Below are 23,754 nucleotides of genomic sequence, written 5' to 3'. Positions count from 1 at the left end.
CGCTATCCGGAAGCGCTTCTTGTCCTGAACCGCTGAGAAACAGAGCAAGGTGTGCGCGCTTATCGGATTCGTACAGGCGATGAGCGGCGCGGCTGCACGCCCACGTCCTGGAACTCGCGCCGCCATCAGCGCTGTACCAGACTTTGGCTTCGAGTTTGGTCGCCGCGCTCAAAGCTTGGTAGATCGAACGGGTTATCTGCTAAACCTTTCCCCCATATCGCCGTTAATGGGGAGAAAGGTTTTAATGTTTGCATCGAGTGCATGGAAGTCAAAAATTCAAAACGGTGGGCGCCACGTGGCCGGAACAGGTGGATCGCCGCAGCAGCGGCACTCGTTGCCGCGGCGATCATCCGGACGGTCCTGCACCCGCTGCTCGGGCCGTTCATGCCCGGCACTGCTTTTCTCGTCGCCGCGGTGCTCGTCGAGTACTACTGTGGCCTCGCGCCCGCGTTATGCGTGATGCTGCTCGGCCTTTGCCTTGCCGATTATCTCTTCGTGCCGCCTTATGGCCACATCGAAGTGATCGACGCGTCGGATCTGCATCTGCTGATCTCGTACCCTCTGATGACGGTTTTCGTCATCGGCCTCGTTGAACGTTTGCGGCGCGCGCAGTATCGCGCCGAACTGCTCGCAGCCGTGGCGCAATCGCGCTACGAAATGCTGCTGCGCCATGACAACGAGCGGCTGATTGCCCGCCGGGCCACCGATGAAATGCATCGCATGCTGCGTCATATCGCCCAGTACAACCGCTCCCTGATCCTCATTAAGGCGCTCAATCCCGCCAACAGCTTGCCTCCGTGCAACTTCGTGGCCGCCGCCGCCACGGCTACACCCGACGCCCCCGCGGGCGACGCATCGTTGCACGCGGGCATCGCCTACTGCGCGAAGCATACGCAAGTGCATGAGGAGGATCTCGCGCACGTGAGCGTCCATCTGACGCCAGGGCGTCACCGCATGCGTTTTCTCTCCAGCGCCCGCGACGACTGGCGGCCGGTTGAGTGCGCGTGCGACCGCTTCACCACGTCGTCCGGTGAATTCCTTGTTTTGCGCGCAGATGACTGACATGAACGCCACGCCATTTTCAAGCCTTGACCACAGCGATCACGTTGTGCTGCTGTTGCACGGCCTGTCGAGCTCGCCGCTCGAGTTGCGTTTTCTCGCGCGACTGCTTGCCGACGAGGGCTTTGCCACCCATACGCCCGAATTGCCCGGCTACACCGCAGGCACCGGACATCTGCCGATGGAGCAATGGATCGGCGCGGCCATCGCGGAGTTCGATAAGCTCGCCTCACAGCATGAGCACGTTTCGATATGCGGTCTGTCGATGGGCGCGACGCTCGCGGCTGCCGTCGCGCACGAGCGGCCCGCCGCCCGCGCGTTGCTGCTGCTATCGATCACGCTGAACTACGACGGCTGGTCGCTTCCCTGGTATCGCTTTTTGCTGGACTACGTGTATTACACGCCCCTTCGCTCACGTTATCGTTATCGCGAACAGGAACCCTACGGGCTGCGCAACGAGGCGTTGCGCTCGAAGATCGCGCGAGCCATGCAGAAGAACGACATCAGCGAAGTTGGACCGGCATCCATCGGCATGCCAGCGCTGCACGAGGCCGGCCGCCTTGCGGACTCGGTAAAGAAGCAGCTCAAGGGCATCGGAACCGATTGCCTGATTATTCACGCTATCGACGACGAGACCTCGAGCCCGCATAACGCGCGGTTCGTGGGGACCACCATTGGCGCGTCGTTCTTGCGAACCATCTGGCTCGACGACTCCTATCACATGATCACTTCCGACAACGAGCGCGAAGTCGTGGCGCGCGAATGTGCACTCTTCCTGCGCGAAAGCGTGGCTGCAACGGTGTGCAGCCATAATCCGGCGCCCGTGGTTTCCCGGGCGCTTGCGCGCCGCCTGCGGCAACTGGCGACTGTGGCGAGGAAAGCATGAAGCGCACGCCTCTGCCAGCAGTAGTGTGCGGCTTCGCGGTGGCAGCTTTTGCCGGCGCGGCTCACGCCGACGAACCGCAAGCAGCAAGCAACTGGAAAATATCGGTTGGACCGGGCTTGTATGTGTTTCCGAAATATCCGGGCTCTTCGCAGATTCAGGTGCTGCCGTTTCCCGTTCAGGACATCTCGTGGAACGACCGGGTCTTCTCCCAAGGTCCGGACGTGCTGGGCGTCAATGCGCTCGCGGGTGAGAACTATCATGCCGGGGCCTCGCTGAGCTTTGATTTCCAGTCGCGAAGCAGTTCGGACGATGTGCGGCTCAAAGGCTTGCCCGATGTGCACTACGGACCGAAACTGCGGCTTTTCGCCGACTACACCTGGTGGGCCTTCACTGGCTCGGCGGCGGTGTACCGGGACATAGCCGGAACCGGGCAAGGCCTGACCGCGATGGCGGACCTCTTCGTATCCGCGCCGCTCGGCAAATTGCTGCTGTCCGCGGGGCCAGGTGTGACATGGGCGAACGCGACGTACACGCAGACCTTTTTCGGCGTGAACGCTCAGGAAAGCGCAGCGTCGGGCCTGCCTCGGTATGCGACGCATTCAGGCTTGCGCGACGTGCACATCAACGTGAACGCGCTGTATAAATTCGATTCGCACTGGTCGGCGAACGTTGCGGCTGTAGTCGGGCGTTTGCAGAAGTCCGCTGCCGGTAGCCCGATCACCGAGCGGCGTCTCGATCTGAATGGCATGGCTTCGGTGTTGTATCGGTTCTAGCGCGCCGTTCGCTAGCGCTCGACCTGCCTGCGTAGCTCGTCGCACGCACTGTGACCAACCACAGCGGCCAACGCAAATTTCGGGCGTTATCTCAGCGCGAAAGATGCTCACCAGACGGCCAGGTTCTAAACGCAAGCTCTGACGATGGGCTGTCCGCAATCCGCTGCGCGCCACGCGAGAGCGTCGGCCAGTCAGGGACCGTTACAATCGTGTCACCGTCTACCAATTCCAAACAAAGAATGTCGAAAAAGCACAGAGTCACGACTGCCGTGCTATGCGCGCTCGCCTGGATCGTCGTCGACCAGCTGACCAAGGCAATATTCAAGCAGGTATTGGCTCCGGGCGACGTAAAGTCGTTTCTTGCCGGAAGCCTCGTGGTGCTTCCTGTCTACAACCATGGGGCCTTCCTCAGCCTCGGGGCGCACATGTCTGACGCGACTCGCAACATCGTATTTATCTATGGTGTGCTCGCCGTCCTCGTCGGCTTGTTTGTATGGTTACTCGGGTCACCCAGACTCGGCCGCATCGAGGTCCTTGCGATCGCCTGCGTCCTGGGCGGTGGACTGAGTAATCTCCTGGATCGCTGGATTTATGGAGGCCTGGTCTTCGATTTCCTGAACATGGGAATCGGGCAGTTGAGAACGGGCGTTTTCAACGTCGCGGACGTCGGAATCATGCTCGGAGTGGTTATGCTTCTTTTTGCGGGCATGAAACGCAAACCGACGTTGCCTGGCTCTGCAAGTGCCTGACCATTCCATCCGCTCGTGATAGCCGGCCGTCGCGCGGTCCGCGCTTACTCAGAACTTGTGACGCAAAGCCAGACGCACCAATACCTGGTTCTTCGTAGTCGACGCATCCGGCGCCGCAGAGCCACCTGTACCGAAAGTGTCGGGTGCAATCGATGCCACCTTCGCATCCCCAGCAGCCCTTTGGTAGGCGCCAAGCAGATACACGTCTGTCCGCTTGCTCAGAAAATAGTCGCCGACAAGTTGCACCTGGTGGTACTTCGGGCTGGCGTCCGTCGACTTCAGCTTGCCGTCCGTAAAGCTGTACACAGTGGCCAACGAAAAGAATGGAGTGACGAAGTAGGTCCCGTTGACCTGGTAGTTGTCGAACGTTAGACGGTCGACGTTCGAATCAAACCGAGTATGACTGTAGAGCACGCCGACTTTCCCGCCGCTGAAAGCATAGGAGCTGCCTACGCCCACGACGTCCTGTCTTGTGACTGGGCCCGCGAGCCCAATTGATTGCAAGGCGCCTGTGCGACCCACGTTGATGTAGTCTCCGGACACGGCGCCGGCTGTGTTGCTGTTCGGCGAATTCAAGTGCAGGTATGCCGCGCCGACGCTGAATGCCCCCACCGTGTACGAACTCCCGAGGCTCCAGGCACGGTTGACGGCGAAACCGGAGTTGGGCGCGCCGGTGCTTGCGCTATTACTGAAGGCGTACATGCCGCCGAACTTCAACCCTTTAAACTCCGCGCTGGCGTACTTGATAACGTTGTTGATCCGGAAGGAATTGACAATGTTGTCGTTATCCAGCGGATGCGCAAGACCGGTGTATGGTACGCCGCTATAGGGTTGCAAATAATCGACGACCGAGTCGTACTGGCGCCCGGCCGTCAACGTGCCAAAAGTGCTGCTGCTGATTCCGACATAGGCCTGGCGCCCAAACATGCGCCCGCCCTGGCCCAGGTTGCCGTTGGTCAAAGAGAACCCGCTTTCAAGGCGAAACACCGTCTTCAGACCGTGCCCGATGTCTTCAATTCCCACCATGCCGAACCGGTTGCCCTGCAATACACCGGAGGGACAGAGCTCGTTATAGATAGGGCCGGCGTTCAGCAACATGGCGATAGTGCCGTTTGCCGTACTTGCTTCGAGCAACTCGCCGTCTATTTTCTGAAGAAGCGGGTGATCGAGCCGGCAGGGCGCAACCGCCCCGAGCGGCAAGTTGTAGTCAAGTGTGACCGACTCAATGATGTCCTGCGAACGCTTGTCGAGCGCGTGAATTTCCCGCTGGGTAATGGCATCCCCGAGGATGGCATTACGCTTGTGGCTGCCGCGCTTCTTCGTGTCGAAAATTTTCTGCATGGCCGCCTTACTGCTGCCGACCATGCCGTATCCGACATCGTTTGGCCAGATTGCAATGCCCCCGCCTTTTACGACTTCAAAGACCCGGCGTACATCGCCTGCAATATCGATTCTCGGCATATTCGCCTCCAACGTAAGGATTATTGGATGTGATCATTCGTTATACAAATTGTTATGAGTTGATGGACATGCATCATTCCGTGCACCGGGTCTCACGCTACGCTGCGGCCGGAATCGCGCCTGGGTTGACGGTTGAGCATTCATCCAGTCGAACGTAGATCGTAATCGCGGATTGCGTCCGCAACCTGATCTTCCCCCTCGGGGAAGCAGCACTTGCGATGCAAGTCCATCAAGCGCTATCCTACATCTTGTCATACCATCTTTATACATGGTAGTATACCTAGTATGGTTTGCTCGACACGGGCAGGTCTTTTGCGCTTCTACCTTTGGAGAATTACCGCAATGAGTGTGACAACGCTCGACTCTCGAACAGCACTAATAGTCCTCGACCTTCAGAAGGGCATCGCCGCCCTTCCGCTGGTTCACCCCGTCAGCCAGATTGCCGAACGCGCGAATGCGCTTGCCGCGGCGTTTCGCAGCCGTGGCCTTCCGGTGGTACTGGTGAATGTCGCCGGGGGCCCTCCTGGTCGTGCAGAGTTCTGCCACAACACCGCCGACTTCCCCGCCGACTGGACCGATCTGATCGCGGAGCTTGAGCGAGATGCAGACGACCACCTCGTGACCAAGCAAACGTGGGGCGCTTTTTCGGGCACGGCTCTCGAGTCCTGGCTCCGCTCCGAAGGCGTGACTCAAGTTGTGCTGGCCGGCATCGCCACCAGCATTGGTGTTGAATCAACGGCGCGAGAGGCACATGCTCTAGGCTTCAATGTGACCCTGGCCATAGATGCGATGACTGATCTGAACGCAGATGCGCACGAGAACAGCGTATCGCGCATCTTCCCTTGGCTTGGAGAAACCGGCAGGACCGGGGAAATCCTCGCACTCGTGCAAAAAGCTGGATCATGAGAGTCACGCCGTTTCCATAGCTGGTCAAAGCGAAAGACAGGCCGCGATGCCCTGAGACACCGCGGCCTTCACCCCCTCCAATTCCTCGCACCCGATCCTGTTAGCTGTGTATCCACTCGCCGGCTTCTACGCTGAGTAGTCGTACACGCCATGGCCGCTCTTGCGTCCCAGGCGCCCCGCTTCTACAAGTTCTCGCAGCAACGGACACGCGCGGTACTTCGGGTCACCAAAGTCCCGCAGATAAACATCCATCACTGAGAGACAGACATCAAGCCCCACAAGGTCGGCCAGCGCGAGCGGCCCAACAGGATGGCTAGCGCCAAGCTTCATGCCCTTATCAATGTCTTCGGCACTCGCGAGACCTTCTTGCAGAACGAAGAACGCTTCATTGATCATGGGCACGAGGATGCGATTGACGACGAATCCCGGGGAATTGCGCACGCCGACAGGTGACTTGTCGATCCGCTCCGTGAGTTCATGAACAGTGGACGCTGTCCTGTCGCTCGTCTGCAAACCCCGGATAATTTCCACAAGCGGCATAACAGGCACCGGATTGAAGAAGTGCATACCGATGAAGCGCGAAGGGTCGGCCAGTCCCGCAGCAAGCGCCGTAATCGAAATCGAAGACGTATTGGTTGCAATCACCGCGTCTGCTCTCGCGGCCGACTCGATCTGAGCAATTATTCGGTTTTTCAACTCTACGTTTTCAGTCGCGGCCTCAATAACCATATCCATCGACGTGAGACTTGCGTACTCCGTTGAAGTAACGATTCGCGCAAGCGCCGCCTCTCTCGCAGACACAGCCAGTTTTCCATTGGCTACGAGTCGCTGCAGGCTGTGGTCGATCCTCCCTGTGGCCTTTTCAAGCGCAATGTCGCTTACGTCGATAATCACAACGTTGATGCTGGCGACAGCGAGTACCTGCGCTATTCCGGAGCCCATCGCGCCGGCACCTACGACACCAACCGATTCAATTTTCATAAGTCATCTACTTCGAAAGGACCGGTCCGATCATTGAAGCTTTTCGAAAACGGCCGCAATTCCCTGGCCGCCACCTATGCACATCGTGACAAGCGCATACCGCCCGCCAATGCGCTGCAGCTCGTACAGCGCTTTTACCGCGATAAGCGCGCCTGTTGCGCCGACCGGGTGGCCGAGCGAAATGCCGGATCCATTGGGATTGACCTTTTGCGGATCGAGCCCAAGTTCATTCATCACAGCACACGCCTGTGCGGCGAATGCTTCATTGCTCTCGATGACATCGAGCTGCGCAAAATCGAGACCGGCGCCTTGCAGTGCAGTGCGGCTTGCAGGCACTGGACCGATTCCCGAGCTTCGTAGCGCTCAATCAGGTCTGCGGACTCTTTGCCAGGAATCTCTGATTCCATAGCGCCTGTATGTCCTCTCGGGAATATCGGCGCTCAGAAGTGCTCCTTTGTCAAACAGAGCAGTGGATCATCGCCACTTGCCGAGACGATGGCTTCTGCAAGCGCGCCGGCCTGGGTCAGCACGTACTCAGAAAAACAGTGCGCAGTTGCGATCTTCGCCTCGTAAAACATAGTGTCCTCGGCCCGTTTTGACTGCGCCACAATAAGGGCGCGCGCCATTTGCCAACCCGAAAGGACGATCCCGGCGAGCTTCAGATAAAGGACACTGCCCGCGAACACGGCGTTCGGATCGCTCTTTCCAGCCTCCAGCATGTACTTGACGACGCGAGCCAGTGCGGCCCGCCCGTCCGCGAGCCGGCGGTGCATTGCGCCGAATGCACGCCCCGCGTCGCGCGCGCCGAACGCGTGGAGTTCATCAAGCGTGGCATCGATCTGTGCCAGGAGGACGTTCACCACTGTGCCGCCGTCCCGTAACGTCTTACGTCCAACCAGATCGTTTGCCTGGATTGCAGTCGTACCCTCGTAGATCGGGAGAATTCGCGCGTCCCTATAAAACTGAGCCGCACCGGTCTCCTCGATGAATCCCATTCCGCCATGCACCTGCACGCCGAGACTTGTTACGTCGATACTCATTTCCGTGCTCCACCCCTTCACGACCGGGACGAGATACTCGTAAATCGCTGCGTTTTCCGCGCGAACGGACGGGTCCTCGTGATTGCGCGCAATGTCATGATGGGCTGCCGCTACGTACGCCAGGGCACGCGCGCCCTCCGTCAAAGCGCGCATCGTACCGAGCATGCGTCGAACGTCCGGATGCTCGATGATTGCCACCGGCAATGCGCTCGATCCGTCCACGGGTCGGCTTTGAATGCGCTCTTTCGCGTAAGCGGCAGCTTTCTGATATGCGGCCTCTGAGATGCCGATTCCCTGTATGCCGACAGAGAAGCGTGCCGCATTCATCATGATGAACATGTATTCCAGCCCGCGATTCTCTTCGCCCACGAGGTATCCGGTCGCGCCGCCGTTGTCGCCGTACTGCAAGACGGCGGTCGGGCTTGCCTTGATACCCAGCTTGTGCTCGATGGAAACGCAGTTCACATCGTTGCGCTCGCCGGGGCTTCCATCGTCATTCGTCAGGTACTTTGGGACCAGGAACAGCGAGATTCCCTTTACGCCTGGCGGCGCGTCGGGTGTTCGTGCCAACACGAGGTGCACGATGTTCCCGGCCATATCGTGCTCGCCCCATGTAATGAATATCTTCGTCCCAAACACTTTGTAGGTGCCGTCGCCCTGTCGTTCGGCACGTGCGCGGACAAGAGACAGATCCGATCCCGCCTGAGGCTCGGTCAGATTCATCGTGCCCGTCCAGACACCTTCAATGAGTTTCGGAAGGTAACGCTTCTTCAGTTCATCAGAGCCGGCGGTCAGCAGCGCCTCGATGGCGCCGTCGGTCAATAGAGGACAAAGCGCAAACGCGACGTTGGCCGCATTCAGCATTTCGGTGCACGGTGCCGAGATCAATTTTGCGAGGCCCTGCCCACCAAATCCGGTCGGATGACTGGTGCCTTGCCACCCACCTTCGACGAACTGACGATACGCGTCGCCGAAGCCCCGGCTCGCTTTGACTGCGCCGTTATGCCACTCGCTTGGGCTCTGATCACCGGGCAGATTAAGGGGAGCAACGACTTGAGAGGAAAGTCTGGCACCTTCTTCCAGCACCGCACGCGCGGTGTCCGAATTCGAATCCGCAAGACCGGGGAGTTCTGCGACCTTCGTCAGGTTCGCCAGATTTTCCATCACGAAAAGCATTTCCTTGACGGGGACCGTGTAGCTCATGAATGTCTCCTGATAGCGCCACGTCCCGATCGCAAGGAGTGTGGACTACGAATCTGTTGCTACGTTGCGTGTCATAGTAGCGACCGTCTCGCCATTCAACGTTACCTAAAGCTGCCCTTTGATTGACTAAACCTGCCAACGTGACGTTCAGGCCAGCGGGCATCAAGCGCCCTCGCCTCCCGGTATGCACCAGGCGTACTACCGGTCCAGTGACGAAAAGCGCGATGAAACGCCGTCGGATTGTCGAACCCGACGTCATAGGCGATAGAGGCAATCGCGTCGTCTGACCGAATAAGCCGCTGGATCGAAATGTCCCGGCGAACTTCGTCCTTGATGGCCTGAAAAGATGTGCCCTCGCCTTCGAGGCGCCGGCATAAGGTACGAACGGAGTAATGCAGCTGCTCTGCGACAGCATCGACTGTCGGCACGGCAGGTAGCCTCGAAGCGATGCACTGCCGGACTCGATGGCAGACCATCTCCTCGGAGAACGAGACGAAGATCCAGTCCTCCGGGGCGCGTTGGAGGAACAGGGTGAGGTCGGATCTTCGCTGGCGGACCGGAAGGTTTAAATACGCCGCATCGAAGATAAGTCGCGTGCAATCGCGCTCGAAGCGGACTGGCCCGGGAAACAGATTGAGCAGGTCGCCCGACTGCTCCGTCCGCGGAAAATCGAATTCGGCTTCGACCAGTGGGATCTTTTCGCGTACGAGCCAGGACGCAACGCCATGTACCAACTTCAGCATCAATTCGCGCGCGAGCGCACTTGCAACCGGTCCGTGCGGGTTAGGCACGATCTCGACGACAGCATGTGCTTCTGCACGACGGGAAATGATCTGGAACTCGTCGAGAACCAGGTGAAAAAACTGGCCGAAGCGATGCAATGCCACTTCAAGACGCGGTGCATCCAGGAGGCTCAGGCACAAGAACTTCAGTGTCCCTTTGCGCAGTGGCCGGGCAAAGATGCCAGGCATCTCGTCGTCGAGCTCGGTAGCCAGCAGCCGATACAGCGTCGCGAACTGTTCCTGCGTTACGCGTGCCGCAGCTTGGGACAGCAGGTTATGTGAAATGCCCGAGCGGACCGCGAGGCGACCGATTGCAGAGCGATCCGCGCGCGCCAGGAATCCGTTGACGACCGAGATGGGTACGGTAGCGCAGAGAGGGCTCATGCCGATGACCCGAAGGTAGTGAAACGTCGCGCCTGGCGGTTGTTCTTCAGTTGAACAACCCTGCTGCCTCCATTCGCATTGCCTGGCCGTTTTCGGGTTGAGGGGACGAGACGATTCGATACGTGAAGCTGTCCGCCCGGAAAGTGGCCGTCATGCTTTGTATGGGTCGCCCGGTTGCGTCAGATACCAGGCGCTCCATGACAAAGACGGGATCGCCCTTTTTCAGCTCGAGAAGTTCAGCGACTTTCGCGTCGCACGCCTGTGCCCGCATTTCCATCTCGGTCCGCGCCGCCCGCAGACCGCGACTGGACAACTGATCGAGCATGTTGGTCGCTTCCAGTGTCTCTTTCGACAGAAGCGCCCCGATTGGCGCAGGAACTCGCGCAACCGTATGCAGAACCGGACGCTCGAACCGACGGCGCAAGCGCGTCACCTCGAGAACCGGCTCGCTGGGATCGACCTGCAAGCGCTGCGCTATGTCAGCACTCGGCATCTTCCACAGATACGACAGCACGTGCGCCACGGTTCCGCGTCCTATCTCAAGTATCGACGGCAGGTCCTGGTCGATAGCCATCGTCGTCGACGCAATGAGAGGAGCGGCCACCCTTGCCGGCCTTCCGCGGCCACGCTCTATCAAACCGACCCGCTCGAGGTCATCCAGCGCCCGCCGCACGGTAATGCGACTTACGCCGTATTGCTTTTCCAGTTCCTTTTCGGTCGGCAGCACGGTTCCCGGCGCAAGCTTGCCACGCTCGATGGCGTCCATGAGGGCCCGATGGACGCGCGCGTACAGAGGGCCTTCTTTGGGTTCTGTCATATTAATAGTCGCGCTTAAAGAAGTCATATTACCTCTGCACCACAACGACTGCCAACACTGGTTGACTGACCTGCCAACAGAAATTCCCGTTTCTCTACGCTTAGCCGTTGTAAGTATAACAACTACTTGCATGTAGTCATAATAGGTCGTAAAGTGAAAGCACGCTAGCAAGACCGGAGAAGAAAATTGGAAGCAGTCAGCAAGCTGCGCAAGCAGCTGGAGTCGAAGGAACTCATCGTTGCGCCGGGCGCCTGGGATGGCATTAGCGCCCGCCTGATCGAGCAAGCCGGGTTTCCCGTCGCGTATATGACCGGCGCCGGCGTAGCGGCGGCGAACGGTTACCCGGATTTCGGGCTGGTTACCCTGACCGAGATGACGGCGGCCGCGCGGACATTGACCCGCTCGGTGTCCATTCCCGTTATCGCCGACGCCGACACGGGCTTCGGGAACGCACTGAACGTGCGGCGCACAGTTCAGGAATACGAGAAAGCGGGTGTTGCTGCCATCCAGATTGAAGACCAGCTGTTTCCCAAGCGCTGTGGCCACCTGGAAGGCAAGGAACTCGTCCCGACGGCCGAATTCGTGGAAAAGATCGCCGCGGCGGCTGCCGCACGCAGCGAACGCGGAGTCCTGATCGTTGCGCGGACCGACGCCCGCGCTGTGACGAGCCTTGATGACGCGATCGAGCGCGTGAACCGGGCGCTTGACGCGGGCGCCGACATCGCCTTCGTCGAGGCTCCGCAAACCGTCGAAGAAGCCGCGACCATCGCCCGCCGGGTGAATGGACCTTGCCTTCTCAACCTGGTCCCGGGCGGCAAAACCCCCAACATTCCTTTGCCGCAAGTTGCCGAGCTGGACTTTCGCATCGTGATTCTGCCGGGGCTGTTGCTGACCAACATGATGAGCGCTGCAGACCTCGCACTTTCGACGCTACGCACCAAAGGACGCATTGAGGCGCGACCCGGCGACCTTCCTGTGCGCGATCTGTTCAACCGGCTCGGTGCACTCGAATGGCAGTTCCCGTCTGCGTCGTCCACCGTTGTTGATGGAGCGAAATGATGGCGCAGACCCTGTTCGACCGGATCTGGGATGCTCACGTGGTAACAGACCTGGGCGGCGGCTGGGCGCTGCTCGCAATCGACCGCCATCTGCTCCACGACCTTTCGGGACCCGGCGGTTTCGAGACGCTCGCTGCGCGCGGACTGCCTGTGAGCCGCCCCGACCTTTCCTTCGCAACGGCGGACCATGCGGTCAGCAGTGCCCCGCACCGTACGGGCGAGACAAATCCGGCTGGCGCGAAGCTGTATGCGAGCCTGCGGCAATACTGCGATACGTCTTCCGTTCCTTTCTACGACCTCGGAAAAGCTGGCCAGGGCATCGTGCACGTGATGGCGCCGGAACTGGGCCTTACGCTGCCCGGCACGACTATCGTGTGCGGCGACAGTCATACCTGCACGCACGGCGGCCTGGGCGCACTCGCGTTCGGTATCGGCTCCTCCGAGCTGGCACACGTCCTCGCGACACAGACCGTTCGCCAGAAAAAGCCTCGCCAGATGCGAATTGTCTATAGCGGTGCATTGGGCGCCGGCGTGTTTGCCAAAGATCTCGCACTTCACGTGATTGCAAAACTGGGCTGCTCCGCCGGGGTCGGCTACGCAATCGAACATTCGGGCCCTGCCCTTAGGGGCATGAGCGTCGACGAACGGCTCACGTTGTGCAACATGTCGGTGGAACTCGGAAGCAAGATCGCTTTGTGTCCTCCCGACGACGTTACCTTCGAGTTTCTGCGCGGTCTGCCCTACGCGCCTTCGGGCGAAGCATTTGAGCAGGCTGTCAGCGAGTGGCGCACTCTGCGTTCTGACGACGATGCGCAATTCGATGTCGAGGTCCGGATTGATCTGGGCGATGTGCAACCGATGGTGACCTGGGGCACGACACCCGAGCACGCGTTACCTGTCACGGCCACGGTTCCCGACCCGCAAGACAGCACGCACGCTGAGCGCCGCAAGGATTTCGAAGCGGTGCTTGAATACATGGGCCTTGGCGGCGGAAATTCTCTGGCTGGAACAGCCGTCGACTGGGTGTTCATCGGTTCCTGCGCGAACTCGCGAATTTCCGACCTGCGCGAAGCAGCGGCCATCGTGCGAGGCAAGCACGTTGCGCCAACCGTGCGGGCGTGGGTCGTACCCGGTTCCCAACTGGTCAAGGAGATGGCCGAGGCCGAGGGTCTCGCGGACGTATTCCGCGCGGCCGGTTTCGAGTGGCGCGAGCCCGGCTGTTCGATGTGCGTCGCCGCCAATGGCGATGTCGTCCCGCCAGGCCAACGCATCGTCAGCACGTCGAACCGCAACTTCATCGGTCGTCAGGGACCAGGAGCGCGCACGCACCTGGCAAGTCCCGCAACGGCAGCAGCCGCGGCAATCGCCGGCGCCATCGTCGATCCAAGAAGGGGATAAGCAATGGAACGTTTTCAGACTGTGAATGGCCCGGCAGCTCCACTGCTACGTCGGGACGTCGATACAGACGTGATCATTCGCATTGAAAGGCTGACCGGTCTTCCACGGGAAGAGCTCGGTCAGTACGCGTTCGAAGTCTGGCGCGGACCCGACTTCGTTCTTGACCGGGCGCCCTTCGTCGGTGCCCCGATTCTGATCGCAGGTGCGAACTTCGGCTGTGGATCGTCGCGCGAAGCTGCTGTGTGGGCACTACAAGGCTTGGGACTGCGCGTTGTCATCGCCCCGTCGTTCGGCGAGATATTCATGTCGAACTGCTTCCAGAACGGCGTATTACCAGTCGTGCTCACCGAAGAGAAGGTCGCAGATCTCGCTGAACAGGCGCAAGGCGGCGCAGCAGTAACCGCAGACCTGGATGCCTGTGTCGTCAAGGCTCCCGACGGAACAGCGCTTGCGTTTTCAGTGGACCCCGTGAGACGCGAAATGTTGCTCGAAGGCGCCGATGAGCTGTCGCTCACCCTTCGCAGGCAAGACGCCATCCGCCAGTGGCAGACAGACGACGCGCTCAGGCGTCCTTGGGTCTACATCGGGTCACGCTCAGCCAACTAGCTGTCGAGCTCGAAACATAGAACTACTACGGAGACACACATGAAAGGCAAAAAGGGCATCCTGGTCGCAATATGGTTGCTGCAGGTCGTCAACTATATAGATCGCGTCGTTCTCGGTTTTGCGGGACCCGCGATGATGCACACACTCCATCTCAACCCGCAGACATTCGGCGTCATCTTATCGGCATTCGCCGTGGGATACCTGGTATCGCAGATGCCAGGAGGTTGGCTCGCTGACCGCTTCGGCACGCGCGTAGTTCTCGTTGTCGCACCGCTTTTCTGGGCGCTGCTGACGGGACTGACGGGGCTGTTCACAGGAGTTGCGATTCTTGTCCTCGTGCGTTTTGCCTTCGGTGTCTCCGAAGGACTGTCAAACCCCGCGATCTACAAGCTTGTTGGCGATACGTTCGATGAGCGCGAGCGGGCTCAGGCGGTTGCCTGGTGGGCCACGGCCATCGCGGCAGCGCCAGCCCTCTCGGGTCCACTCGTCGGGACACTTCTCACCACGTTCGGCTGGAAGATGGTGTTCGTCATGCTCGCCGCTCCCGCAATTGCGATCGCTGTGCTGAACGCCGCACTGCTTCCGAGGAAAGCCGAGGTGGCTCGCGCTGTTGGCATGACAGAAGAAGCCAGGATTCCGTTTCGAATCCTGGCTCAACAGCCGGCACTGTGGTTGATCAGTGGTGTCTTCTGCTTCTGGAACGCAGCCTACTGGGGCTTGCTCGGCTGGATGCCAAGCTATCTCTCTCTCGAACGACACATCGATCTGAAGTCCGCCGGCCTGCTCGGTGGCATACCGTATGTCTTCGGCGTAATTGGGCTGATTGTCACTGGTTGGCTTGGCCGGGGCCCCATGCTGAAGCAACGTCCGCAGCTGCTTAGCGGCATCAACCTGCTGGGCGCTCTTTGCCTGTTCGCCGCGTACTACGCCAACACACTCCCGCTTTGTATCGCGGGCTTGTGCGGTGCTGCCTTCTGCGTCTACGGCGGTCTCGGCACATACGGCACCCTCGTGCTCGATTTCGCACCCAAGGAAGCGCGCGCCGCTTACGCGGGCATCGTCGCCACCGTGGGCATGATCGGTAGCGTACTCGCCCCACTCGTAATCGGAACGCTGGTCAAGGAAACGGGCACGTTCGCGAGTGGTTTCGGCGCAATGATGGGTTCGCTTTTCATTGCTGGCTGCTGTGGTTTCGCCTTGGTCAGGCACGCCCCTGCACGCTTGCAAACTGTAACCGGCGCCTGAGCGCCACCGACGGAGATCCTGAAGATGCGCTCTACGATGATGGACCAACCGCTACTTATATCGTCGATCATTCGTCATGCGGCGGCCTGTCATGGGTCGACTGAAATCGTCTCGCGGGTAAGCGACGGTTCGCTTCATCGCACGAGCTACGCCGAGGTCTGCGAACGAAGTGGGAAACTGGCGAATGCCCTTAGCTCCTGGGGACTGCAAAGCTCCGAGCGCGTCGGAACGCTCGGGTGGAACGACCATCGGCATCTGGAAATTTATTACGGAGTGTCCGGCGCGGGCTTCGTCTGCCACACCATCAATCCCCGGCTTTTCCCGGACCAGATCGTCTATATCATCAACCACGCCGGTGACCGTGTGTTGTTCGTGGACCCAAGCTTCGTTGGATTGGTAATAGGTCTGCGGCAGCGCCTTCGTTCCGTGGAGCGCGTCGTCGTGATGTGTGCGGCGAATTCCATGCCGGCCGAGGCCATCGCAGAACAATTCGAGTGCTACGAGGAAGTCATCGCGCCGCACGATGGCACGTTCGATTGGCCATGTCTGGACGAGAAGGACGCGTCGGGAATCTGCTACACGTCAGGCACGACCGGCGATCCGAAGGGCGTGCTCTACAGCCACCGTTCCACTGTGCTTCATGCGTTGGCGGTCTGCGCGCCCGACGTGTTCAACCTCGGTGAGCACGCGACCGTCATGCCGGTCGTCCCTATGTTTCACGTCAATGGTTGGGGCCTACCGCACGCCGCCCCGATGGTTGGCGCACGACTTGTCCTGCCGGGGCAAAAACTCGATGCCGCCAGTCTCTACTGGCTCATCACCGGTGAAAAAGTAACGTTCACTGCGGGCGTACCAACAGTATGGGGCTCGTTGTTGGACTGGCTCAACGAACAGAAGGAGACCCTCGCCCCGCTGGAACGGGTGGCCATCGGCGGCGCAGCATGTCCGCAGATTATGGCCGATCGTTTTCATAGGCACGGCGTTGAGGTTATCCACGCATGGGGGATGACAGAAACCAGCCCGGTCGGGCTGACCCATCGCTGTCCGGCGCCTGCCTCAATTGCTCCAGAAGGCACAACGCCCGCCAATCAGCGCCTGAAGCAAGGCAAGCCACTCTTCGGTGTAGAGACGCGCATTGTCGACGACAACGATCGAACCTTGACTCACGATGGAGAGACCTCCGGACGGTTGCAGGTTCGCGGTCCATGGATTGCGTCGACATACTTCACCGTTCCCTTTGTCGAATCAAAGAGCACCAATAGCGACTGGTTCGAGACAGGTGACATTGCGACAGTGGAGGCATCTGGTGTCGTCGAGATCGTCGATCGCGCAAAGGACATCATCAAGTCGGGAGGCGAATGGATCAGCTCCGTTACGCTCGAGAACGCCGCGATGTCCCATCCCGACGTTTGCGAAGCTGCGGCCGTTGCTCGCAATGACGAGCGATGGGGCGAGCGCCCCGTCCTGTTCGTGGTCGCTCGACCCGGCACTTCGCCGTCCAGAGAAGACCTGGTGTCTCACCTCTGCACCCGGGTCTCGCGATGGTGGGTGCCCGATGAAGTCCACTTTGTCGAGGAGCTTCCCCACACCGCGACAGGCAAGGTTGTCAAAGCCACACTTCGACAGCACCTTAAGCAGTAGATATTGCTGCCCTACTGTTCTGACCGTGCGCTCAGCGCACGAGGTAGTGCTGACGCCGTAAAGCGCCAGATTCTTTATATAACTGGAGAAAGCAATGCCACGACTGGACATTCCCGGTGACGTTCGCCGCGTTTTTGATGTCATTAAACAGGGCGGAGTAGCCATTTGGCCCAATGATGTCGGCTATGGGATGATCGGGGGAACCACTCAGGCGCTGAAGAAGATCTTCGACACGAAGAAGCGCGGAAGTCATAAGAGAAACGCCCTCATCGGCGACGCCGTCACCCAACGTGAAGTACATAAGCTCGATCGACGTTCGCAGGACATCATCGAGACGATTACTATCGACTACAACCTTCCTTTGGGCGTGATCGCGCCGTGCAATACCCACCACCCCTTGCTGCGTAAAGTCGATCCCGAACTGCTGGAAGCGAGCACGGCAAATGGCACGATTGCCATGCTGCTCAATGCGGGCCCCGTATATGCCGAGTTGACGCGTCTTAGCCGCGAAGAAGTACAGCCTCTATTTGGCTCCTCTGCAAACCTGAGCGGTACGGGTCAAAGGTTCCGGGCCGACGATCTCCAGCCGGAAATCCGCGCTGCCGCAGACATTGTGCTGGACTATGGGCTGCGCAAGTATCACCACTACGGACGCTCAGTAACCATCATGCGTTTCCCCGAGGTTGAGGTGGTGCGTATTGGAACCTGCTACGAACTGATCGTCGATGCTGTTCGACGGGAGTACGGTATCGAACTTCCGGCGGACCCTGGCCGCGATGTTCTGCCGTCTGGTCATCTGAAAGAGTTCGAGCTCGCCCGCTAAAAACAACTAGCAGCTCAGATAGCCGATAGCGCGCTCGCTCGGGTACACGTGGGCGCACTTCGAGTACCTTCGATGCGGGGTATGGCGGCCGGTCCACCGGAATCGATCGTCTGCCCGTTTGTGACCGCTTCGCCAACTCTCGACAACGGAAACACGACGGACGCCTCAGCGGGGTATGACTGCAGCGCTGTGTGCTTGTCAAACCCGTTGCATCTGCAACGATGAATGGACTCCGATCGTCCGGACGGTTGCATCGCATCAGTGCCGGGCTGAAGAAGCGGTAGCCGTTTTCCAGATACGGCAATGCAAGATTGCCCTGTTTCGGGGCCGCGCAGATTTGTCCTGGCTAGAAGTCAGACACCGGCCGGGACCGTGCTTTTCAACGCTGCGAGCAGGCTGACGTCCTCGATGGATAACAGACTGAAAAGCTGGGCGTCACTGGCGACGCCAAGCTTGGCCATTGCGCTGCACTTGCACGTGCTGATCGACTGCTTGGCGCGGAAGCGCTTTTTCGCGATTTCGCTGACGCTGAGGCCCGCCATCAACAGATGCAGCACATCGATCTCGATATTTGAAAGAGGCGTCGGCTTTCCGCGAGCACGTAAGTGCCCCTCAACGGTCGACCTCAATCGGGGCGACAGGTAACTGTCACCGCGTTCGGCTGCCGAGATGGCCTCACCTAAGTGCTCGATAATATCGAACGAGTCGACCAACACATCAACCCCGCGGCTCAATAGCGTTGACAGGTACGCTGCATTGCTATTGCACGAATGAAGAACAACACCTTTTTCTGGATGTCGATCGCGGATAAGGCATACAAGGGGACGCCATTCGCCGTCTCCGGGTGCCGGTACGCTCGTGTCAGTGACAAGTACGTCGAAAAAGACCTTGTCTGCGAGACGTAGAGCACTGGAACAGTGATCGGCGGAACCTGCAAGTTCCGTATTTTCGAGCCGGTCGATGATGGAAACTATACCTGCCGAAATCACGGGGTGTCTGCCCGCGTAGATGACCTTAGTGCACATGGACGTCGTTGTTAAGAGTCAACCGAGATTGTGATTGCCGCAGAGAGCTCACCATCACGCGAAGCATGCTGGTGAGCGGGAGCGGGCTCGTTGCAAAGGCGAGTTGCTGCTCGAGCGGCACACACGTTATGCTCCGCCAGTAGGCGTCACCCTGCGCGAAGCCTGCAAGGTGAACGTCACTGTCAAGAGACGCGACAAGAGACGCGACGCTAGATAAGACGTGCGTGCCGCAATACACTTAGGGCAGCTTTTCGGAGGTCAGAAACTATACTGGAAGCCGGCGGTCACCAATCCGACCGCATTCAGGCCACCCGTGCTGTCGCGTGCCACGCGCCGGTCGCCCTCAAGCGCTTGCCCCTCTAGCCGCACTGAGAGATGCTCGCTGACGTCATATGACGCGCCTACCCCGACAGCAGGTGCAATGGCCCATTGCCTGCCCCCGCTCCCGTTGTCGAGGCTAATCGCTGAGGCGCCGGCCTTGAGAAAGACTTTGACCTGGTCAACTGGCTCCAAAGAGTATTTCGCCGATAGAGCGCCACCCCACGCTGGCTTGGAAAGATAATTCTGGTTCAACAGTCCCAGTCCCATTGCATCGAGTTCCATACCGATGCTGCTCTTATTATCGGGCAACTTCATTTCCCAGCCAGCAAACGCCTTACCTGCGCTATTAATGTTCTTGTTGTCGAGATGAAGTACTCTACGACCAGACTGGTGGCCACCGTTTACCTGAGAAAAGAGGCTGACTAGTCCGCCAGGACCACCAGCGCCGCCAAGGTAAAACCCGCTCTCCGACGCAACGGCGGAGACAGAAATGGACAGGCCCATCAGCCCGGCTATAGCCACTTTTTTCATACTTGTTGCTCCAGAAATAAGAAGGCGCGTTCGCACACGGATACTTCGTGGTGAGAAGGGACAAGAACTACCTATTCGGGAGAACTTGACTGCGCCCTCAGTTGAAAATTACTTAGCTGCCGGCCGACTGCATGCTGCTCATCTCGCATGCTCTTTTTCGGCTCGCGGCAATCGATTCATGTCGCGTGTGACTGCCCGCCGGATCCACACGGAGGCGTCAAAATCACGTCAGCGTCCGGTAAATTGCCTGGAAACCAGATTGGACGCCGACTGAAAACATGCTCCGAGAATTGTGGTTCTCGTGAGTAATGTTTTGCTCGCCTTAAACGTACTGCTGCACACCAAAACCTCTGTCCATTTTTCTTCACTTCTCGCGGTCTATGCTTTTTCGACCCTTGATTCTTCCCTGCATATGCCTGCGCTTGCGGACACGTGAAAGTCGCCGCGGTCCCGCCCTACGCCGACGGACAGATCAACGCCGCTGATGCCGTCAAAGTCGAGTTTCAAGCTGTCCGTACTTCTGTATATGGTGTTGGTGCCTAGCCAGACCGCGAGATCGCCGGCATCCGGGGTAACTGCATCTGGCGATGCTTCGCGTTGCGAGGCTTGGCAAAGGGGCCGGGTCAAGCAGCGACGCCAGTGAACAGTCAGCCCTCCGTCACAATGGCGGAGATCGAAACGGAAAGTCCGATTGGACTGGCTATAGCGATTTTCTTTCATGCCTGTTGCTCCTGAATGGAAAGGCTCGCTCAAACACGAGACAGTTAGCATTTAACGCCATTCAGGTCGGTCTGTCGCGGCACGAATTCCCGCGCGAAAGCATGCCGAAATGCCCTTCGTCGCAGTTAGACGGCAAGACGTGCAGGCGCGGACGCCGTCTGCACGACAATTGTCACCTTCCCTTTTGTGTTCCAGGTACGAAGCTGTGCGGCCCGTACCGACGTCCCCCGCTATGTCATCAGGCGGCATAAGCAACGAACATCATTCTCATTCGCTTAACACGAAGATGGTTGCTCAATTCTTTGGCGAGGTCGGGCGCGAGGAACGCCTTCGTTCTGAGAGACATGTTGAGGTCTTCCTCTAAAACGAGCGAGCAAGGCAGAGGCTCTGACGCCATCAACAAGGAGGTCCCGACTCACGCCAGCCCCAGAAACCGGTTCGGTCGACCGGCGTGTTGACTACCACTTGCGTCAAGTTCTCCGGCCACCACCTTGAGGAGACGATGACTTGCGGCGATACGGGCGGTTCACCGATTAGTTAATACGGCGACGGAATGACCTTTCTCTACCCGCCTGACGCACTGTTCTGTTGCGTTGCCGAACGTGTGCGGCATGGAACAGGGACGATTCCTTTGCCATGACAGATGGGCCGGTTTCGAGCTCTAATGGTTGCGCGCCCGGAGCACAGTCTGATCTGGACTGCCTGAATTCGCGGGAGCGCAACATTACTCAGAGAGGTGACCACGATGTCCCACACCGTTTTTAACCCGACTTTTCTTTGCCGTATCCTGCCCTCCTTGCCCGGAGGTCTGTCCACTCGTCCCGTCACGAGTACGTCTGGTTCGCACGCGAACGTGGTGCAAATCATAGGGAGCCCGTATGGCAAGGTTAGTTAGCTCTGGCGTTGGCGCTTTGTGCCGTCGCGAGGTCGAGTCCCTGACGGGGCTCTTGTATTCAAGAATCTGCGCAAGAAGATCTTTGGCATCTTTCTTCGCAGCAGTTTCGGTCATTTTCGATAATGGATCGCCTAATGGGTAATCCTCATTCCTCTATCCCGTCCTTTTTCGATATTACGAAGTACGAGGGGACGGAGAAGTTCAGTGCTTTAAGGTGGGCATCAAACCTGATCCCTCGAGAATTCGATTTGTTCGAAGCAGAGCAGCTACGGAACGGTCGCTTTCCCTTTCCTGATGGTGAAGCGGCTCAGCTGGCACATGTCGACGCGCTTTATCGGAAATGCATGAGGCGGATTCAGCAACCGCTCTTGCCGGCCGTCGACGGGTCTCGGCTGTGTTTGGATGACACGGTCGATCGACAACGGGCCGTCATGGAGGTGACGGTGAACAACTTAAGCGAAATGCAACTGAACGTGCGTGCAGCGAGCTGCTCTTCTGACGCCGTGGCGCGTCATTCTGAGCCGGACACGGGCGGCAGTGCACTCCCGGCCGACTGCCAGCTTTACCAACTTGGCAGTCAGCCCTACAGGACACTGATCGACAGCGATGGGAAGCGCATCCGCGAGGACGGCTATGCCTATTTCCGCGTGAACTTGCTCGCTCCGACAGAGACGATCCTCAAAGATATGGCATCAACCGTGCAGAAACTCAGGAAGCACACTGGAATTAAAGATATGCGAAGCCCATTCAAACAACGCGATTTTGATAAATGGCACCGCAATAGAGTGCTGGCCTATCTCGACCTTAGGATCATTGGATTGTTGGGAAACAAGAAATTCACCCTGAACGAAATAGGTCTGCACCTCTTTCCGGATGACATTGAACTTGCCAGTCCCGCCGATAAGGTACGTCGTACTGTCGCGCCGCTAGCCTTGTCGCTGATGAAGCCGCAGACCCTATCGGTACTGGTGGACCAGGTGCGCGACTCGAAGACGGGAGGCAAATGACAGTTGCCATCTGGGCGGCGTCCGCGCCTGGACGTCTTGCCGCCAAACTACGACGAAGGGCGTTAAGGCACGCTTTGCGCCGAAATCAGTGCCGCGACAGACCGACCTGAATGGCTTTAAATCTGGGTATCCGTTTCAGGCCAGGGTCGCCGCCAGTGGGGTGCTCCGATTTGCTGCGCGACCCGCCTCCCGGATGTACGCGCCCGCAACTTCTTCAACCTGATATCAAAGAGTCCTTTTATGAACCAGTTCACCAATGCAGACAAGAAGAACCTTGACCCGGCAAAGCAGGACTTTGCATGGCAAGCGTTAGCCGGTCATTTCAATGGACTGTGTACAGAGGAACTTGCATCCTTCCGATGGAAGTTTCCCATTCACACGCGCCCAAAACTTCAACAGACGCTCTCCACACCGCTTACACCTCACTCCCCCCGCCTTGTGGAGCTGGATAAGGAAGGCGAGCCGCTCGAGTTGCCGGCCTATGGCTGGTCGCCGAAGGCGAACTGGGAGCCGCCGTGCTGTTCGGGCCGCACATTGACATTGAAGGATGGACGTATGTCGCGAGCGTGGACATTGTCAGCCTGCCTGACACGCCCGGCCTCGCGTTCAGCAACGAGGTGTATGTGTCACTGGAGCGGGCGATTCGCGAGTTCCGTCTGTAGGGGGGCAAGGTCATGGCAGTGCTTCTGAGCGTGCTAATAGCGGCGGCGAGTTTCGATGCGGGCACAACGGATTTTCCGGCCTCTACGTCTGCCAGAGGGCCTTCCTTCTACTGCTCACGCCATCCGACCACCTGGTTGGCGCATCTGCCAGGCCTCGCTTACTGATAGACACAGGACCATATCTTTCGAGGTCCATCCACACGAGTAACGGCTGTCCTTCAGCCGTCCCGGGGCTAAACCAGCGACTCCCGGACCGATCGTTCACACGCGTCGGTTCGGTCATGTTATAGACAATTTTGAGTCCTAAATGAAATTGACCAGATTCCGAAGTCTACCTTTCCATTGTGCGAAGGCATTTGCGTGTGCCGCTCTTATCTGGGGCACCCCGCCGGCGTATGCTACCGGTTCCCTCGTAGTCGCTGGCATCCGGATCGAGGGATTGCAACGCGTCGAACGTGGTACCGTGTTCGAGTATCTGCCAATCAAGCAGGGCGACACGTTCAACGACGACAAGGCGTCCGAAGCCATTCGCGCGCTGTACGCTACGGGCTTCTTCAACGACGTCAAGATCGCAACCGAAGGCAATGTGGTGATCGTGCAGGTGCTGGAGCGTCCNNCCATCGGCANNATCGACTTCGCGGGCATTCACGAGTTNGNCAAGGAAANCCTNACCAAGGCGCTGCGCGCGGTCGGCCTGTCGCAGGGCCGTTACTACGACAAGGCGCTCGTCGACAAGGCCGAACAGGAACTGAAGCGCCAATACCTCACGCGTGGCTACTAT

Annotated in this window: 21 protein-coding genes and 1 pseudogene; 14 read left to right on the top strand and 8 right to left on the bottom strand. The window is 58.8% G+C overall.

Annotation, left to right across the window (positions count from 1 at the left end; all coding sequences use genetic code 11):
• Window positions 1–261: 261 nt before the first annotated feature.
• From F757_RS0106660 to lspA, 4 genes are all read left to right on the top strand, one after another.
• Window positions 262–1,062, top strand: coding sequence for a DUF4118 domain-containing protein (locus tag F757_RS0106660; RefSeq protein ID WP_027210726.1), 801 nt, complete (start codon window positions 262–264; stop codon window positions 1,060–1,062).
• A 1-nt stretch (window position 1,063) separates the two neighbouring features.
• A complete protein-coding gene (locus F757_RS0106655) occupies window positions 1,064–1,945 on the top strand; it encodes an alpha/beta hydrolase (RefSeq protein ID WP_156923539.1) in 882 nt (293 codons plus the stop codon).
• Window positions 1,942–2,718 carry a MipA/OmpV family protein gene (locus F757_RS0106650; RefSeq protein WP_027210724.1) on the top strand — a complete coding sequence of 259 codons (777 nt, stop codon included), beginning with the start codon at window positions 1,942–1,944 and terminating at the stop codon, window positions 2,716–2,718. The genes F757_RS0106655 and F757_RS0106650 overlap by 4 nt, the downstream gene beginning before the upstream one ends.
• 239 nt (window positions 2,719–2,957) lie before the next feature.
• A complete protein-coding gene (gene lspA / locus F757_RS0106645; protein WP_027210723.1) occupies window positions 2,958–3,467 on the top strand; it encodes a signal peptidase II in 510 nt (169 codons plus the stop codon).
• 48 nt (window positions 3,468–3,515) lie between these two features.
• Here the strand turns inward: lspA and F757_RS36085 are convergent, their stop codons facing one another.
• Window positions 3,516–4,928 carry a porin gene (locus F757_RS36085; protein ID WP_198021356.1) on the bottom strand — a complete coding sequence of 471 codons (1,413 nt, stop codon included), beginning with the start codon at window positions 4,926–4,928 and terminating at the stop codon, window positions 3,516–3,518.
• Window positions 4,929–5,270: 342 nt separating this feature from the next.
• Here F757_RS36085 and F757_RS0106635 point away from each other — a divergent pair, with 342 nt between their 5' ends.
• A complete protein-coding gene (locus F757_RS0106635) occupies window positions 5,271–5,834 on the top strand; it encodes an isochorismatase family protein (protein ID WP_027210722.1) in 564 nt (187 codons plus the stop codon).
• A 126-nt stretch (window positions 5,835–5,960) separates the two neighbouring features.
• On the opposite strand, the gene F757_RS0106630 is transcribed toward F757_RS0106635, so the two are convergent.
• From F757_RS0106630 to F757_RS0106610, 5 genes and pseudogenes are all read right to left on the bottom strand, one after another.
• The gene (locus F757_RS0106630; RefSeq protein WP_027210721.1) at window positions 5,961–6,815 is read right to left on the bottom strand and encodes a 3-hydroxybutyryl-CoA dehydrogenase; all 855 of its coding nucleotides are present in this window, start codon (window positions 6,813–6,815) and stop codon (window positions 5,961–5,963) included.
• Window positions 6,816–6,845: 30 nt separating this feature from the next.
• Window positions 6,846–7,163: pseudogene (locus F757_RS0106625) on the bottom strand (acetyl-CoA C-acyltransferase); the annotation flags it as partial.
• A gap of 92 nt (window positions 7,164–7,255) precedes the next feature.
• Entirely contained in the window at window positions 7,256–9,058 is a 1,803-nt protein-coding gene (locus tag F757_RS0106620; RefSeq protein WP_027210719.1) for an acyl-CoA dehydrogenase, read from the bottom strand.
• Window positions 9,059–9,159: 101 nt separating this feature from the next.
• Window positions 9,160–10,224 carry an AraC family transcriptional regulator gene (locus tag F757_RS33085; protein WP_051376695.1) on the bottom strand — a complete coding sequence of 355 codons (1,065 nt, stop codon included), beginning with the start codon at window positions 10,222–10,224 and terminating at the stop codon, window positions 9,160–9,162.
• A 46-nt stretch (window positions 10,225–10,270) separates the two neighbouring features.
• Entirely contained in the window at window positions 10,271–11,041 is a 771-nt protein-coding gene (locus F757_RS0106610; protein WP_027210718.1) for a GntR family transcriptional regulator, read from the bottom strand.
• A gap of 186 nt (window positions 11,042–11,227) precedes the next feature.
• On the opposite strand from F757_RS0106610, the gene F757_RS0106605 reads away from it, so the two are divergent.
• The 6 genes from F757_RS0106605 (at window position 11,228) to F757_RS0106580 (ending at window position 17,812) form a co-directional block, all read left to right on the top strand.
• Window positions 11,228–12,100 (top strand): isocitrate lyase/PEP mutase family protein, encoded by an 873-nt coding sequence (locus tag F757_RS0106605; RefSeq protein ID WP_051376694.1) that lies wholly within the window; start codon window positions 11,228–11,230, stop codon window positions 12,098–12,100.
• On the top strand, window positions 12,100–13,497 hold the full coding sequence (gene leuC, locus F757_RS0106600; protein WP_027210716.1) for a 3-isopropylmalate dehydratase large subunit: 1,398 nt from the start codon (window positions 12,100–12,102) through the stop codon (window positions 13,495–13,497). The genes F757_RS0106605 and leuC overlap by 1 nt, the downstream gene beginning before the upstream one ends.
• Before the next feature lie 3 nt (window positions 13,498–13,500).
• Entirely contained in the window at window positions 13,501–14,103 is a 603-nt protein-coding gene (leuD, locus tag F757_RS0106595; protein ID WP_027210715.1) for a 3-isopropylmalate dehydratase small subunit, read from the top strand.
• Between the two features lie 39 nt (window positions 14,104–14,142).
• Complete coding sequence (locus F757_RS0106590; RefSeq protein ID WP_027210714.1) at window positions 14,143–15,348, top strand: MFS transporter; 1,206 nt, start codon at window positions 14,143–14,145, stop codon at window positions 15,346–15,348.
• 36 nt (window positions 15,349–15,384) lie between these two features.
• The gene (locus F757_RS0106585; RefSeq protein WP_084530750.1) at window positions 15,385–16,989 is read left to right on the top strand and encodes a long-chain fatty acid--CoA ligase; all 1,605 of its coding nucleotides are present in this window, start codon (window positions 15,385–15,387) and stop codon (window positions 16,987–16,989) included.
• A gap of 94 nt (window positions 16,990–17,083) precedes the next feature.
• The gene (locus tag F757_RS0106580; protein ID WP_027210712.1) at window positions 17,084–17,812 is read left to right on the top strand and encodes a Sua5/YciO/YrdC/YwlC family protein; all 729 of its coding nucleotides are present in this window, start codon (window positions 17,084–17,086) and stop codon (window positions 17,810–17,812) included.
• Window positions 17,813–18,165: 353 nt separating this feature from the next.
• Here the strand turns inward: F757_RS0106580 and F757_RS34925 are convergent, their stop codons facing one another.
• Window positions 18,166–18,801 carry a LuxR C-terminal-related transcriptional regulator gene (locus F757_RS34925; RefSeq protein ID WP_198021354.1) on the bottom strand — a complete coding sequence of 212 codons (636 nt, stop codon included), beginning with the start codon at window positions 18,799–18,801 and terminating at the stop codon, window positions 18,166–18,168.
• 294 nt (window positions 18,802–19,095) lie between these two features.
• Window positions 19,096–19,689: an outer membrane beta-barrel protein gene (locus tag F757_RS0106570; protein WP_027210711.1), complete on the bottom strand. Its 594-nt coding sequence runs from the start codon at window positions 19,687–19,689 to the stop codon at window positions 19,096–19,098.
• 1,749 nt (window positions 19,690–21,438) lie between these two features.
• Between F757_RS0106570 and F757_RS0106560 the strand changes: the two genes are divergently transcribed.
• The 3 genes from F757_RS0106560 to F757_RS33075 all read left to right on the top strand — a co-directional run.
• Window positions 21,439–22,311 (top strand): DUF6387 family protein, encoded by an 873-nt coding sequence (locus F757_RS0106560; protein ID WP_156923537.1) that lies wholly within the window; start codon window positions 21,439–21,441, stop codon window positions 22,309–22,311.
• A 515-nt stretch (window positions 22,312–22,826) separates the two neighbouring features.
• Window positions 22,827–22,973: a hypothetical protein gene (locus F757_RS35675; RefSeq protein WP_156923534.1), complete on the top strand. Its 147-nt coding sequence runs from the start codon at window positions 22,827–22,829 to the stop codon at window positions 22,971–22,973.
• 307 nt (window positions 22,974–23,280) lie between these two features.
• The coding region (locus F757_RS33075; protein WP_442856629.1) for a POTRA domain-containing protein at window positions 23,281–23,754 on the top strand (474 nt) is incomplete at its 3' end.

Source organism: Burkholderia sp. WSM2232, assembly GCF_000472545.1.
Lineage (GTDB): Bacteria > Pseudomonadota > Gammaproteobacteria > Burkholderiales > Burkholderiaceae > Paraburkholderia.
The sequence above is the reverse complement of the archived record's forward strand: the minus strand, read 5'-3'. Positions and strand labels throughout refer to the sequence as shown.